Raw genomic sequence first — 15,587 nt, 5'->3', positions numbered from 1 at the left:
CGGAGGCGGCCACCGACTCCGACGCCGGCCGGCCACCCCGCGTCGGCGCTCACCACCAGCCGATGTCCTGGATGACGGTGCCGGCGTCGCCGTACCGCACGATCGCGCGGTTCTGACGGATCTCATAGGACTTCGGCGAGCTGTCGACGATGTCCTGATCGAAGGTGTGGCACTCGAGCTTGTAGGTGCCCTCGCCCTGCATCAGCGCGCCCTTCAGCTTGATGTACGTCTCGTTGTGGCGGCTCCTGAGCCGCAGGATCGCCTCCTGGGTTGCGTCGATGAGCAGCTCGAGGTGGACCGTCTTCTCCCGCTTCGGGTGCGACGCGTCGAACGCGAGGTTGACGATGACGCCGGCGTCGAGCAGCGCCTCGATATCCGACTTGGAGAACATCTCGAAGACCATGAGCTTTGCCATCGCGCGCTCCTTCCAGGGATGTGCTCGTGGCTATGTACTACGGCGCGCACCCGGGGCCGAGGATCGTCGCGCGGCGTGACGCCGGGGCCCCACGATCACCCTCGGGCAACGGGGGCAGACCGCCGCGCGCTCCGCGGCCGATCGGCAGAAAATCCCTCCAGATCGCGGTCGAAATGCTGCTCCCGCAGGTCGCATCGTGCGATGAAAATAAAAATCAATTGCATCTGCGCCAGCGCGTATGCTAGGTAGGGAGCAAGCACGCTGGAGAGGGAGGAGCAGGGGCGCGGTGTGCCCTGGGGCTGCCTGTCGGATCGCGTTCGTCCGAGGAGGTGGCTTCGCGGGCACCCTGGCGCCTGCGGACGCTCACGTCTGCGCTCTCGATGTGGGGACGTCATGAAAACAGATTTCTTCCAGCTGCGTTGTCGTCGCGCGCGTGGAGGGCGGCGCGGTTTCGGCCGTGTGGAGTCGATGAGACGAATCGACGGAGATCTGTGCCATGAACGATAGAGACACGCAGAAGCAGTTCATCCTCGAGGGGAAGCTGACGAGAGTGATGTGGGAGCTCTCGTGGCCGGCGGTGCTGGCCATGGTGCTCTACGGGCTCAACGCCTTCCTGGACGCCGTGTTCGTGGGCCAGCTGATGAACAAGAGCGCCCTGGCCGGCGTCGGCATCGCCTACCCCTTGTCCCAGATGACGCTCGGCCTCGGCAGCCTGGTCGGGACGGGCGCGGGCACGGCGCTCAGCATCTACCTGGGCGCCGGCGACAAGAGCAAGCTCCACAGCCTGCTGGGCAGCGTGAACGGGCTGTCGCTGCTCCTCAGCTTGCCTTACACCGTGCTCGCCTACGTGTTCGCTGAGCCGCTGGTGCGCATGATGGGCGGCACCGGGGAGATCCTCGCGTACGGCACCGAGTACTTCAAGGTGACGGCGCTCGGCTCGGTGTTCTGGGTTCACGGCCTGGCCGTGAACATGACGGTGCGCGGCGAAGGCAAGATGAAGACAGCGGCGTGGATGATCTCCCTCGGCCTGCTGGTGGACGTCCTCCTGAAGCCGCTGTTCATCCACACGTTCGGCTGGGGCGTGCAAGGCGCGGCGTGGGCCACCAACGCGGCGATGTTCGTGTACTCGGTCGTGGGGCTCCTGTATTTCGCGAGGGGGCGCGCCTCGTTCGACACGGCCTGGCGCACGATCCGCGTCGATCCGGCGATCCGGAAGCAGATCGTCTCCCTGGGCATGCCGGGCATGATCTTGACCATCATGGGCATCGCCCAGAACGTCGTCGTCTACAACGCGGTCTCGGGCCAGGGCACGGAGAACGACGTCGCCTTCTACGCCGCCTGCAACCGCCTCTTCCTGTTCATGCTGACCCCGATGCTCGGGCTGATGCGCGCCTTGCAGCCGGTGGAAGGGATCAACTACGGGGCGCAGCGCTACGTCAGGGTGAAGCGGGCCTTCAACCTCTTCGGGCTCGCCGGGGTCGCGTTCGTCCTGCCGTTCTGGCTCGCGATGATGCTCGCCCCGAACGCGGTCCTCGGCTTCCTGCTGCCGGGGTCCGAGTTCACCGCGCAGCAGCTGCTCGATTTCCGGATCTACATCGCCGTGCTGCCCCTTCTGCCGTATGTCTTCAACGCGCTGGTGCTGTTCCCCTGCCTGGAGAGGGCGAAGCTCGCGAGCGTGGTCGCCCTCCTGAGGCAGGTGGTGCTCTTCATCCCCTTGATGTGGCTCCTCCCGAGGCTCGTCGGGGTGAGCGGGGTCTACTGGGGGACCACTGCCATCGATGTCGCGATGTTCCTCCTCGTGCTCGTCATGGTGAATCGAGAGTTTCGCAGGCTCGACGGGCGCGACGTGGAGACGAGCGCCGCGCTCAGGGAAGCGCCCGCCGGCTGAGCCCGGCCCGGCCTCCGAGATCTCCCGCCGGCCCGCGGCGATCACCCGGTGACCGCCAGGCAGCAGCACGCACCGGCCGACCCCCGCGCGCGGCGCCCCTCCCCGCGCGCGGTGTCCCCTTCTCCCTCGCCCGCCCAGAGAGCCCGCGCGGATCGCTGCGCGCGGCCATGAACGGCATCCAAAGTTCACATGCAAAACTGTTGCAACAGATTCGTGGTTGCTATAAATGTCGCCGCATGAACTCCGAGGCTCCCGCGCGTCGAGGCCCAGCGCGCCCGTCCCGGGCGCGAAGGAGCGCCGGCGCCGCCGCTTTTGTCGCGGCCGGAGCTCTGCTCGCCGGCGGGGCCGCGCACGCGCAGGACGCCGGCGCGGTCTCGCCGGCGGAGCCGGCCCGGGACGCCGCGCCGGACGGCGAAGCGCCTCCGGGCGCCGCGGATGAACCCCGACAGGCGCCGGAGAATCACCCGCCGGTCCTCACCTCGTTCGTCGAGGCCGATTACCCGGCGGCCGCTCTCGCGCAAGGCCGGGAGGGGACCGTCGTGCTGAGGCTCAGCATCGAGGCGGATGGGCGGGTGTCGGCGGCGGACGTGGCGCAGGCCGCGGGGCACGGCTTCGACGAGGCGGCGCAGGCCGCAGCGCAGCGCTTCCTGTTTTCGCCTGCGCGACGGGGGGACACCCCGGTCGCCTCCCGGATCCTCTACGCCTACGAGTTTCACCTCCCGAAGGCGCCTGCGAGCGGCGCGCTCCGCGGGCGCGTGCTCTTGCCCGGCGCGAGCTCCCACGGCGTCGCCGGCGCCGAGGTGCTCGTGCGGCACCAGGATGGCAGGGCCGAGCGAACGCGCACCGACGGCGAGGGCCGGTTCCGGATCGAGGGCCTCGCGCCCGGGCCCTGCGTCGTGATCGCCGAGGCGAGCGGCGTCGGCCGGGCCGAGGTCGAGACCGAGATCGCCGGAGCGCACGTCGCCGAGATCGCCTTGCGGCTCGTGCCATCCGGCGAGGAGGCCCCGATCGAGGTGACCGTGCGCGGGCCGTCGGAAGCCGAGCGGCGCCGGCAGTCGGCCGAGGCCGTGACGGTCGTCGAGACGGACCGCGTCAAGCGGGAGTCCTCGGACATGGGCGAGGTGCTCGCGCGCACGCAGGGGGTCGGCGTGCGCCGCGAGGGAGGCCTCGGCTCGGCCACGCGCTTCTCGCTGAACGGGCTGACGGGCGATCAGGTGCGGTTCTTCCTCGACGGCGTGCCGCTCGATCTGGCCGGCTATCCCTTCGGCGTCTCCAATGTGCCGGTAGGCCTCGTCGAGCGCGTCGAGATCTACAGCGGCGTGGTCCCGGTGCGCCTCGGCGCCGACGCCCTCGGCGGGGCAGTCGACCTGATCACCGATCAGGACCTCTGCGCGTCGCGCGCCGGCGCGTCCTACGAGGTGGGCTCGTTCGATACCCACCGAGCGGCGCTCGCCGGCAGCCACCTGCACAGGCCGAGCGGCCTGTTCGCCCGCGCGAGCGGCTTCTTCGATTACGCGAAGAACGACTACCCGGTCGAACTCGAGGTCGAGGACGAGCGCGGGCGCTTCTCGCCCGCGCGCGTTTACCGCTTTCACGACGCGTACCGCAGCGCGGGAGGCCACGTGGAGCTCGGGGTCGTCGATCGGCCGTGGGCGCGGCGCTTGCGCCTGCGCGCCTTCGTGACCGACTACGACAAGGAGTACCAGCACAAGCTCGTCATGAGGGTCCCGTACGGCGGCGTGACGTACGGAGAGACGTCGGCAGGCGTGAACCTCCGTTACGAACAGCCGCTGGGGCGCGGCGTGTCGCTCGACGCGGTGGGCGGCTATGCGTACGTCCGAGGGCGCTTCCTCGACGTCGCGACCTGCGACTACGACTGGATGGGACGCTGCGACCCCGAGGACAGCGAGCCTGGCGAGACGGACGCCGTCCCCCACGACCAGGTCTTCTGGGACCATTCCGCCTTCGCGCGCCTCAACGTGGAATGGCGCATCCGGCCGTCGCACGCCGTCCGCCTGGCCGTCGCGCCCACCTACGTGACACGGACGGGGGATGAGCGCCGGCAAAGCGACCTGGATAGCCCCGATCCGCTCTCCGATCGGCGCAGCGTGCTCGCGCTGGTGAACGGCATCGAATACGACCTCGACCTGCTCGAGGACCGGCTCGATAACGTCCTGTTCATCAAGCAGTACGTGCAGCGCGTCGCGAGCGAGAGCCCGGCCGCCGGTGATCTTGCGCGCGACCGCGACGGGAGCACCCACCGCTTCGGTATCGGCGACGCGCTCCGGTACAGGTTCACGCCGTGGCTCTACGGGAAGGCGTCCTACGAGTGGGCGACGCGGCTGCCCAGCCCCGACGAGGTCTTCGGCGACAACACGTTCATCGCGGCCAACCTCGGGCTCGATCCCGAGATCAGCCACAACGTCAACCTCGGGCTCACCCTCGACGCCCGCGAGACGCCGGCGGGCGCCTTTCGCGCGACGGGCAATGGCTTCCTGCGCGCAGCGGACCGGCTGATCGTGCTCCTCGGCAACGATCGGGACCAGAGCTACGAGAACGTCCACGGCGCGCGGTCGCTCGGCGTCGAAGGCTCCGCCGGATGGACCTCGCCCGGGGAGCACCTCGCGCTCGACGGCAACGTCACCTACCTCGATTTCCGCAACACCTCGAGCGAGGGGGCGTTCGGCGCCTTCGAGGGAGATCGCGTCCCGAACCGCCCGTACCTCTTCGCCAACGGCACCGCGCGCCTCCTGTTTCGCCGCGTCTTCGCCGCGGAGGACGAGGTCGCGCTCACGTGGAACAGCCGCTACGTACACGAGTACTTCCGCACCTGGGAGAGCCTCGGCCGGCGTGAGTCCAAGCAGGTGATCCCCTCGCAGCTCGTGCACTCGGCCGGGCTCGGATACGTCGTCCGGCGCGGCAGCGCGAGCCTGAGCACGACGCTCGAGATGCAGAACCTCACGGATGAGCGTGTGTTCGACTTCTTCGGCACGCCGCGCCCGGGACGGAGCTTCTACGTCAAGACCACGGCGGAGCTCTGAGCTCGAGGGGCAGGTGATGGGATGAACGGCCACGCGACGAACCAACAGGCCCTGCGGCTCGCGGAGCACACGAACCCGAGGAGATGAGATGCACACCGTTGTAGCCGTCAAGAACCTGCTCGTTCAGTCCGGCGCGTCCTGGGTCCTGTGGCTCCTGTTCGCGCTCTCGGCGGGCAGCATCGCCATCGCGATCGAGCGCTGGCTCTACTTCCGCTCGAAGGACGACGACGTGCGCGCGCTCGCCGCCGAGCTCGACGCCCACCTGTCGAACGGCTCGGTCGCCGCCGCGCTCGACGCGCTCCGGCCGATGCGGTCGGTCGGGGCGATCGTCGCCCGCGCGGGCCTGAGGCTCGCGCAGCGCGGGTCGGCCGCGGCGGACAAGGGGATGCAGAGCGCGATGGCCGCCGAGCGGAAGGCGCTCGAGGCTCGGCTCGCGTACCTCGGGACCCTCGGCAACAACGCGCCCTTCGTGGGCCTCTTTGGCACCGTCATCGGCGTGATCCTGGCGTTCGAGCAGCTCGGTCAGGCCACGGGGGCGGCGGGCGGCGGGGCTGCGAGCCAGGTCGCCTCCGCCGCGGTCATGGCGGCGATCGCGGAGGCGCTCGTGGCGACGGCCGTGGGCATCGGCGTCGCGCTGCCGGCGGTGGCCGCTTACAACTACCTGCAGCGCCGGATCGCCGCGATGCTCGACGACGCCGAGACGCTCTCGAACCTGGTGCTCGCCTACCTGGCGACCGGAGAGGCCGCGTATCCGTCCTCTCGTGTCGAGCCCGCGCGCGCGGCCCATGGCGGCGCTTCGATCGACGAGCCGATGAACGGCGAGGCGTCCCGCCCGGAGGCGGCCTAGTCGTGGCGAGCGCCGGGCAGAGCGCGAGATCCCGCCGCGGCGGGATCATCGAAGGGATCAACGTGACGCCGCTCGTCGATATCACGCTGGTCCTCTTGATCATCTTCATCGTCACCGCGAAGATCGTCGTCGCGCCCGCCGTCCCGCTGGATCTGCCGCACGCGTCGCAGAGCGAAGAGGTCCAGGCGGTGCTGAGCGTGGTGCTGCCCGCGGAGGGGCCCGTGCAGGTCGACGGGGCCGCGATCGACGATGCTGCGCTCCGCGAGCGCGCGCGGGCGGCCCTGTCGCGCGATCCGCAGCTCCGGGCCGTGATCCAGGCCGACCGCGCCGCCTCGCACGGCCGCGTGATGACGGTGCTCGACACGCTGAAAGCCGCGGGGATCGCGCGCGTCGCCTTCGGCGCCGTCCGCCCGGAGGCCGAGGCCCATGCGGCGGAGAGGACAGGCCACCCATGATTCGATCGGAATTCCACCCCGAGAGCGTCGCCGGGATCGTCCTCGACGCGGCGCGCTCGCACGTCCAGCCCCGGCGCGCGAGGGGACGGGCCCGCGCATTCGCGGCCGACAGCACGGCCGGGATCATCCTGGGAGCCGTCAAGGAACATTCGGCCCGAGCGCTCGTGCTCGCGCTCATGCCGGCGGCCGTCATGCAGGGCACGGTCGGGATCATCGCGCTCCGCCTGGGACCGGACGACACGGCGGCGAGCCAGCGCGAGGCGCGCCCGCCGCTGCAGGTCGAGCACGTGGTCGATCTGGCCCCACCGCCGTCGCCACCGAGCCCCTCGCCGCTCGAGGAAGCTCCGGCGCCCAGGGCCGCCGAGCGCTCCCCCGCGCGCGCGGCCGCTCCTGCCGCTCCTCGGGCGCCTGACGCGCCCTCCGCGCCTCCACCGCCCGCGCAGGCAGGGCAGGTTGCCCTGGCGGAAAACGCGGCTGCGCCGCTCGATTTCACCGGGTTCGACATCGCCGTTGGCCGCGGAGAGCGGTATGCCGGCGGTGTCACCTCCTCTGCGGGGACGAGCCCGCAGGCGGTGAACGCCGCGCGTGTGGACCAGAGCGCTCCTCCGGAGCGCCGGCAGGGGGGCCCCTCGCGCGCGAGGCCCGTCGGGCAGCCCGCGCGGGAGTGGAATTGCCCCTGGCCACGCGAAGCGGACGCGCTCTCGGTGGACGAGCAAACGGTGGTCATTCGCACGGTCGTTCGTTCGGACGGCACCGTCGCCTCGGCGGAGCTCCTCTCGGACCCGGGATACGGCTTCGGCCAGATGTCGCTCGCCTGCGCCCGCAGGCAGCGATTCCTGCCCGCCGCCGACGAGGGAGGCCAGCTCATCACGGCGACGTCGCCGCCCATCCGCGTGAGGTTCACGCGACATTCGCGATCCACAGGCGCGCCCTAGCGAAGCCCGACGCGAGAAAGGAAGCGAGAGATGAACTCTTCAGGTACTGCCAGGCTCCTCGAGGTCGAGGCCGCCGCACGCTCGAGCGCCCGGCGTGGCGAGCAAGGGCGGCGGCTGCGGCGGCTGCGGCGGTTCACCGAACGATGCGTGAACGTGAAGGGGCGCGCGCGATGGCCAGTCGCGATGGCGTGCCTCTTGTCCCTGCCGCTCATGGCTGGTTGCGGCAGCGACCCCGGGGAGAGCGGCGTCGAGGAGCCGGACGACGGCGGCCCCCGCTATGCCACCATCAGCCGCATCGAGGACAATGACTTCACGAACAGCACCGTGTTCGTCTGGGTGGTCGACGACCTGAGCGGAGGGGCCGTTCGCCTGGACGAGGCCATCGAGCTCCCCGGGAGAGGCTCTATCTGGGGAGTCCCGCGAACCGAGGTGTTCTACCTCGTGAGCTCCGAAGATCTCACCGTCTCGAAATACAGGGTGGTCGCCGGCAAACCGGAGCTCGACGCCCGGCTCGGGCTCGGCGGAGCCGGGATCTCCGTCCTCCTCGCGGAGAAGATGGTGTTCGACGGCCCGGACCGAGGGTTCCTCTTCGACCTCGTCTCGGGGCAGGTGCTCGAGCTCGACCTCGCCGCCATGGAGATCTCCCGGCGCATCGACGTGTCGGACGCGCAGATCGACGCCGCGGACTACACATTCGTCGGGGAGCCCAACTTTCGTGAGCATGGCGGCCGGCTCGTCGCTCCGCTGTACGGCGTGAGCGCGGCGTACGATCGCGTGGCCAGCGAGTCGAAGATCCTCTTCTTCAATCCGACCGACGGCTCGTTCGAGGTGAAGGCCGCCCCTTGCGGAGGCCTCCTCAACACGGTGAAGGCGCCGGGCGGAGACATCTATTTTTCGTCCGATCCCTATGTCGCCTCGGTCTTCATGACCGACCCGGAGAGAGCTCCTGCGCCGTGCATGGCGCGCCTGGCGGCGGGCCAGGACGAGCTCGACGCCGACGTCGTGGCGCTCAACGACGTGACCGGCGGCCCGACGGGCGGCATCGTCCCTGGCTCCGACGGCGTGGCGTACGTGCGCGTGCTGGACACCGGCAGCTTCTCGCCCGGCGCCGACGCCACCCATCTGGAGGCGTACGCGGCGCAGGACTGGCAGACGTGGCGCATCCAGCTCGACGATCCAGGATCGGCCGAGCGCCTCGATCGCCAGCCGCTCGCCGGCGGCATCAAGGTGTTCGAGGTGGACGAACAAGCCTACGAGAACGAGTCAACGACAGGCTTCGAGTCGACCACGCTGGTGCGGACGACCGGAGACGGCGCGCCCGCGCGCGCGCTGACGATGCCTGGCGTCACGTGGAGCGTGTTGCGCGTGCGCTGAACCGGATGCGGAGGGATCCCATGTCCAACTCGAACGGGCTGATCGTGAAGGGGTTGACGAAGACGTACGCCAACGGCGTTCGAGCGCTGAACGGCGTCCACCTGAACGTCGGACCGGGGCTCTACGGGCTCCTCGGTCCAAACGGCGCGGGCAAGAGCACGCTGATGCGCACCCTCGCCACGCTCCAGGCGCCGGACGCGGGGACGATCACGTTCAACGGGATCGACGTCATTGCGTCTCCTGACCGCCTCCGCCGCCGCCTCGGGTACCTCCCGCAGCAGATCGGCGCGTACCCGGGGGTGACGGGGCGGTCTCTGCTCGAGCGGTTCGCATGGCTGAAGGGGCGCACGGACCGGCGCGAGCGCGACGCGGAGATCTCGACGCTGCTCGCGCGCGTCAACCTGAGCGACGTCGGCCACCGCGAGGTCGCGACGTACTCCGGGGGCATGCTGCGGCGGTTCGGCATCGCGCTCGCGCTCGTGGGATCTCCGCAGCTCCTCATCGTCGACGAGCCGACCGCCGGCCTCGATCCGGCCGAGCGCAACCACTTTCATCGCGTGCTCGCGGAGGTCGCCGCGGAGGCCGTCGTGTTGCTCTCGACGCACATCGTGGACGACGTGGAGAACCTCTGCGGGAGGCTGTCCATCGTCAACCGGGGGCGCGTGGTCGCCGAGGGAGCGCCGGCCGAGCTGACCGCGCCGCTCGCGGACCGCCTGTGGACCCGGACGTACGCGCGGGGCGAGCCGATCCCCGACGACGCGCTGAACGTCTCGCCCACGCCGAGCGGCACCCGCGCCGTCGTGGTGCGCGATGTGTCGCCCGGCGACGGCTTCGTCGCTCACGCGCCCAAGCTCGACGATGCCTATCATTACCTGCTGGCCGAGTCGCGACAGGCGGAGGCCGCATGAGCTCCGCGCGCACCTATGTCGTCGAGGCGTGGCACGAGCTGCGGGCGGGGCTGCGTACGTCGCTCGTCCCGCTCATGTTCGTCGGCCTCGTCGGCTATCTGTTCATCATGCTCTCGAGCGCGGAGTACCTGCGCGACATGGGCGGGGCAGACGTCGCGCGCAACAGCCCGCATGTGGTCTTCCTGATGACCTCCGGGCAATCGTTCTGGCTCATCTTCGCGTGGGCGTGGATCTTCGCGCAGGTCGTCACGCGGGATCGCGCGGCGGGGCTCCACGAGCTGGTGCTCTCCGCGCCCGTGTCGCTTCGCGGGCTGCTGATCTCGCGCTACATCGGCGCGGTCGGGCTCGCTTGCATCCTGGGCTCGGCGAGCTCGCTCGGGTTTCTGCTCGTCCCCGGGCTCGCCGCGCTCGGGGTGTTCCCCGAAGAGGCGGTCGGGCCCACGCCGATCCTGGCGATCGCGTCGTCGTGGGCGCTCTTCGTGGTGCCGTCGGCCATCGGCCTCGGGGCGCTCTACCTGACTGCGGCGCTCCGGACCCGGAGCACGGCCGGGCCGTTCGCCGTGGCGGCGGTGGTCATCTTGATCTGGATGGTGGCCATGATCGTCCTGCGGGGCGGTGACCTGCACACGGACATCGCGACCGTGGTCGACGTGAGCGGCTTCGGGGAGGCGGAGGCGCAGACGAAGCGCTGGACGCCGCACGAAAAGGCGACGGCGCAGCTGGCCATGACCGCGCCGCTCCTCGTCAATCGGCTCCTCTGGACCCTGGTCCCCCTCGCCGTCCTGGCGTTCGCGCTCGTGCGGCACGGGCGCGAGTCGCTCGTGCTCGGGCGGACCGGCAAGCCGTCGCCGAGCGGCGAGGCGACCTTTCGTGCCGCCGCGCCCGCCGCGCCCGCCGTCGCAGCGCTGCCGCCGATCACGGCGCCATCCTGGCTCCGCGCGACGCTGTCCGAGGCGCGCTGGCACCTCTCGCTGACGACCCGAGGGTGGGCGTTCCGCACCGCGGTCGCGCTCTGGACCCTCATGAACGTGGCAGGCGCCTTCTACCATGTGATCGGGCACGCCGAGGGGCCGCTGGTCCCACGGCCTGCGCTGCTCGCGCCGTTCCTCATCCGCCTTTGTTACGTGTTCTCCGTGTTCGCCGTGGCGGGGTTCGTGGGGGCGCTCGCTCGTCGAGATCAGCAATCCGGGTTCGACGAGATGATCGACGCGACGCTGGCGCCGCTCGGCACACGCGTGGTTGGCCGCGCCGTCGCCGCCCTCCTGTTGACGACGGTCATGGCCCTGGCGCCGACGCTCTCGGCGTGGATCGTGACAGGTCTCACCCTCCCTTCGAGCTTCGAGCCGTGGAATGCGCTGCTCGTGAACGCGCTCGTCGCCGCGCCCGCCCTGCTGGAGCTCGGCGCGATCACGTTCCTCGTCCACGCGCTCGTGCGTTCGCCCGGTACGGGGTACGCCGCCTCGATGCTGGCTGCGTTCATCGCGCTCGTGAATCATGAGATCGACATCGTCTCGTATCCACCCGCGCAGCTGGGGATCCCGGTGCATGTAGCCCTCTCCGAGCTCTCGGGGTGGTCTCCGTGGCTCGTGCCGGTGCTCGAGATGGGCATCCTGAAGCTCGGCTGCGTCGGCCTCGCCGTGGCCCTGGCGTGGCTCGCCTACCCGCGCGGCACGGCCCTGAGGAGGATCGACCGATGGCGCGGGGCAGAGCGGCAGCTCGCCCAGGGCGCGGGAGCCCTGGCGGCCCTCAGCCTCTTTGTGATCGCTTGCTCATCGACGATCTTGCACGAGCAGATCGTTGTGCAGAGCGGCTTCGCATCGAAGAGCGAGGAGAACGCCGGCGACGCGGCCTGGGAAGCCCGTTTCTGGCCGGAAGCGTCGGCGTTCTCCGTGGAGGGCGGCGAGGTCGAGGCGAAGATCGCGCCGTCCGCGCGCACCGCCCGCGTCCGCTGGACGCTGCGGGGAGTGCGGGCCAGCGCGGCGAAGCTGCACGGGAGCCTGCGCACCGGGATGGACATCGACAGCGCCCAGGTCGACGGCTCCCCTCGTGAGGTCGTCACGGCGAACGAGCACTTCATGGTCGATCTGGGCAGCTGCGCGCAGAGCGGGTGCGACGTCGAGCTCGAGATCACGATCGCGTCGCCCCGCTGGTTCGCAGAGGGGGAGGCGCCGTGGCTGGACGGCTCCGGCGTGTGGGCGCGCGCGGCCGATCTCGTCCCGCGGCTCGGGCACGACGGAGAGCGAGCGCTGCGATCTCCATCCACACGCCGTGAGCTGGGGCTCGCGGAGCGCCCCGGCGCGCTCGACAGGAATGCGCTGGTACCCGCCCTCGCCGTGGCGCCGGCGGGCCTTTGGCGCTGGTCGGTGTCGTTCTCCGAGCAAGGCGTGAGCACGCCTGTCGAGGGGAGCACGACACAAGGCCTCGACTTCGCCGTGGCGTGGCTGCCCAGGGGTGCGGAGCCGAGACAGCTGCGGCAGGAGGGCCTCACGGCGTGGCATGGCCCCTCGCGCTCCGGTACGGCGCGCGAGGTCCTGGAGGACGTCCAGGCGATGGGCGCGTGTGTTCACGCGCGGCTCGGGGCCGTCCCGGAGGTGACGACGGTCGTGCAGGCGCCGCGCGACCTCGGCGAGATCCGGGCGCACGGCGCGGTCCTGTGGCTGCCGGAAGGGGACGGCTGGGACGTGGCCGCGTCCGGCGCCGGACGCCTGAAGCGGCGGGCTGCGGTGGCCGAGGCGCTCGCCGCGCGCTCGCTCGCGGACCGCGCCGATCTGCGCGCGGAGCCGGGGGCGCGGTGGCTCATCAACGGCGTCGCGGGGTGGATCGGGCTCGAATGCGTGCGGCGGTCCGATGGCGGTGACGCGTGGCTCGCGCTCCTGGATCGCCGCAGCGATGACGTCGCGGATGCGCTCGGCGCCCTCGACGCGCCCGTGTCGGGTCTGGCCGATGACGGCGCGGCCAGCTGGGTCATGGCGTACGCTCCGCTGGAGACCCTCGCATGGGCGCAGGCCATCGGAGACGCCGAGGCGCTGCGCGCAGCGACGCGGGTCGCCGACATGGTGCGCTCCGGAGAACCGGTCCGAGGCGCGCTCGCGCGAGCAGCAGGCCCGATCATGGCCGACCGCCTCCTGGGTCCCCCTTCGGCCTCGGATGTGACGGTCGCGATCGCCGACGGCGGCGCGCTGGAGGTTCGCGGCGAGCGCTCGCGGTGGGAGGGGGGTGGCTGGCGGCCCGTCTCCAGCTCGTTCGAGATCGTTCAACGCTTCCACGACGAGGAGACGCCGGCGCGCGTGACCCGCGTGCCGGCAAGATTGGAGAGCGATGCGCAGTTCGTCGTCTTCGACGCGTGGCCCTCATTCGAACGCTCGCCGCGGGACAACGCGTGGAAGGCAGGCCCCCATTGATGGCGCGAGCCCTCGCCGCGCCTGCACATCCTCGGGCGTCACGAGGATGAGGGCTGTGCAACGAACATGTTTCGCTGCGGCATGGAGGACCCGTTGGCTGCGCTGGTGCGCGCTGAGTAGGGAGGCGCCTGACGAGCGCATCGTCGACCTATTTCGTTAGACTTTCGATTGTGATCTGAGAGGTCGAATTCCTCCAGATCCGCTCAAATTAAGCGCGAAGGCGCCTCCGGGGAGCGATCGTGTCCGCCGCACGAATTCGCCGTCCGCCCGGCTTGACGTTGATGCAATTCATATGTATATGAATTTAGTACGCAGCTTCAAGATGTAGGCGACTCAGCGTCGTGCCTATCGGCGCTCGCGAGGCCACGCTCCACGGGCATGGCGTCGCGAGCCAGGAGGGGTACATTTGCGATAGCTGTCCATGACAGGTCGGCGTGAGCTCCGACCCGCAGATCGCGGGGGCGGGCGCTGTCGTATTGTCATGTCGTGACGAGAATCTCGTCTGGATGGGGTGCGACCGCATGGGCCTGCGAACCCTCGCAGGGCCCGCGGGTCGATGCTGGAAGGCGCGCGAAGAGGAACGCTTCGACCATCTGCCGCTCGGTCGACGTGTTTACCGTGACGCCTGTTCCCGATTCGAAGGCTCGCCACCCGAGCACGAAGCGGGGGCGCGGCCGTGGCTCGCGCCTGGAACACTGCCCGTAGCGAGCGGGACGTGGGCTGAAGAGCTCACGTGCTTCTCCTGCGACTGACGTCTCGGTTGCGGCCTCTCGTACCAGAGGTGACCTGTGTTGCAAAAGCAACTTTTATGTAAGAACAACGGAAGCGATGCGGAGCGACAGGGTGGATGTGCCATCTTTCGCTCCCCTCGAAGAAATCGAGGCGCAGGCGGCCCGGGACGGCATCACTCACGTGCGGGGCGAGCATGAACATCTCTCATCAACGGCACTACTTCGAGCGCCGCGTCTCGATCGGCGCAGACCCCATCGACCTCGCGGCGGCGCTCGCCAGGTCGGGCTCGCACGCGACGTACTTCGTGTACGAGCGCGACGGCGAGTGGAGCGTCGCCCTCGGCGCGGCCTTCGAGCTCACTGCAGACGTACACGGCGTGCACCGCATCGACGCGACAGGGAAGCAGAGCTGTCCCGGCGGGGACTGGCTCGCCGCGGTCGAGGCGGCGCTCGCGTCGATCCCGCTCCGTGGCTGGCGCGCGTACGGCACGGCTTCGTTCGAGTTCGCGTACCTGCTGCACGGCATCGAGGCGAACCTCGGCACAGAGCCCCTGCTTCACCTGACCATCCCGGAGGTCGAGATCCGCCTCCAGCGCGGCACGGCGCTGGTTCGAGCGCTGACCTCGGACGAGCTCGAGAGGATGGTGGACGTCCTCGCCTCCTCGAACCGGCGCCATGCGCGCGGGATGAGCGACGTCGCCGGTCTCCCCCCCGTCCCGTCGGAGGTGCTCCCCGCGAGGCTGCTCGAGACGACCGGCGCGGCGAAGTACAAGGAGCTGGTGGCCGCGGCGACGAACGAGATCGCGGCGCGCAAGCTCCACAAGGTCATCGCGTCGCGCGTCGTCCCGGTCGCCGCGCCCGTCGATCTGATCGCGACGTACGTCGCCGGGCGGCGACAGAACACCCCGGCCCGATCGTTCGTCGTCAACTGCCGCGGCCTGAAGTTCGCCGGGTTCAGCCCGGAGACCGTGCTCGAGGTGACCGCCGGAGGGCAGGTGATGACGCAGCCGCTCGCCGGGACCCGGGCGCTCGTCTCGGACGACAATGAAAACGCGCGCTTGCGGGCCGAGCTGCTCAGCGATTCGAAGGAGCTGGCCGAGCACGCGATGTCCGTGAAGCTGGCGTTCGAGGAGCTCAGCCGCGTCTGCAAGCAGGGGAGCGTGACCGTGAACGAGTTCATGGCGATATCCCGCCGCGGCACCGTTCAGCACCTCGCCTCACGGCTCTCGGGCATGCTCGAGACGGGCAACACGGCCTGGACGGCGTTCCAGGTGCTGTTCCCCGCCATCACCGCGTCGGGGATCCCCAAGAGGGAGGCGGTCGACTGGATCCGGAGGCACGAAGCGGAGAGCCGGGGCCTCTACTCGGGCGCGGTCCTGACGCTGGACCACGACGGAGCGATGGATGCGGCGCTCGTGCTGCGGACGATCTTCCAGCGGGGGAGCAGCGTCTGGCTGCGCGCGGGCGCCGGGATCGTCGCGGAGTCGACGCCCGAGCGAGAGCTGGAGGAGACCTGCGAGAAGCTCCAGAGCGTGGCGCGCCACCTGGTGCGGTCGGAGTTCGCCAGCGAGCCGGTGTGACGCAGGGGACAT

The 15,587-nt window shown here is 70.3% G+C and carries 10 protein-coding genes; 9 read left to right on the top strand and 1 reads right to left on the bottom strand.

The genetic code is table 11. The features are described from left to right. Positions 1-49: 49 nt before the first annotated feature. A complete protein-coding gene (locus WMF39_RS40705) occupies positions 50-415 on the bottom strand; it encodes a hypothetical protein (protein WP_437741826.1) in 366 nt (121 codons plus the stop codon). A 496-nt stretch (positions 416-911) separates the two neighbouring features. Between WMF39_RS40705 and WMF39_RS40700 the strand changes: the two genes are divergently transcribed. The 9 genes from WMF39_RS40700 to WMF39_RS40660 all read left to right on the top strand — a co-directional run bounded on the left by WMF39_RS40700 (position 912) and on the right by WMF39_RS40660 (position 15,575). Beyond that, positions 912-2,303 carry an MATE family efflux transporter gene (locus WMF39_RS40700; protein WP_437741825.1) on the top strand — a complete coding sequence of 464 codons (1,392 nt, stop codon included), beginning with the start codon at positions 912-914 and terminating at the stop codon, positions 2,301-2,303. 236 nt (positions 2,304-2,539) lie between these two features. Next, on the top strand, positions 2,540-5,344 hold the full coding sequence (gene mxcH / locus WMF39_RS40695) for a TonB-dependent siderophore myxochelin receptor MxcH (protein ID WP_437741824.1): 2,805 nt from the start codon (positions 2,540-2,542) through the stop codon (positions 5,342-5,344). 88 nt (positions 5,345-5,432) lie between these two features. After that, positions 5,433-6,191: a MotA/TolQ/ExbB proton channel family protein gene (locus WMF39_RS40690; RefSeq protein ID WP_437741823.1), complete on the top strand. Its 759-nt coding sequence runs from the start codon at positions 5,433-5,435 to the stop codon at positions 6,189-6,191. 2 nt (positions 6,192-6,193) lie between these two features. After that, the gene (locus WMF39_RS40685) at positions 6,194-6,646 is read left to right on the top strand and encodes an ExbD/TolR family protein (RefSeq protein ID WP_437526347.1); all 453 of its coding nucleotides are present in this window, start codon (positions 6,194-6,196) and stop codon (positions 6,644-6,646) included. Beyond that, a complete protein-coding gene (locus WMF39_RS40680; protein WP_437741822.1) occupies positions 6,643-7,581 on the top strand; it encodes a ferric siderophore ABC transporter substrate-binding protein in 939 nt (312 codons plus the stop codon). The genes WMF39_RS40685 and WMF39_RS40680 overlap by 4 nt, the downstream gene beginning before the upstream one ends. 30 nt (positions 7,582-7,611) lie before the next feature. Continuing rightward, positions 7,612-8,955, top strand: coding sequence for a hypothetical protein (locus WMF39_RS40675; RefSeq protein ID WP_437741821.1), 1,344 nt, complete (start codon positions 7,612-7,614; stop codon positions 8,953-8,955). Between the two features lie 20 nt (positions 8,956-8,975). Then, positions 8,976-9,863: an ABC transporter ATP-binding protein gene (locus tag WMF39_RS40670; RefSeq protein WP_437741820.1), complete on the top strand. Its 888-nt coding sequence runs from the start codon at positions 8,976-8,978 to the stop codon at positions 9,861-9,863. Beyond that, the gene (locus tag WMF39_RS40665) at positions 9,860-13,264 is read left to right on the top strand and encodes an ABC transporter permease (protein ID WP_437741819.1); all 3,405 of its coding nucleotides are present in this window, start codon (positions 9,860-9,862) and stop codon (positions 13,262-13,264) included. The genes WMF39_RS40670 and WMF39_RS40665 overlap by 4 nt, the downstream gene beginning before the upstream one ends. A gap of 925 nt (positions 13,265-14,189) precedes the next feature. Next, positions 14,190-15,575, top strand: a complete 1,386-nt coding sequence (locus tag WMF39_RS40660) for a salicylate synthase (protein WP_437741818.1) — start codon at positions 14,190-14,192, stop codon at positions 15,573-15,575. The last annotated feature ends 12 nt before the right edge of the window (positions 15,576-15,587 follow it).

Source organism: Sorangium sp. So ce1504, from assembly GCF_051521635.1.
Classification (GTDB): domain Bacteria; phylum Myxococcota_A; class Polyangia; order Polyangiales; family Polyangiaceae; genus Sorangium; species Sorangium cellulosum_B.
Note: the sequence above shows the minus strand (reverse complement) of the source record. Positions and strands in the feature narration are given on the sequence as shown.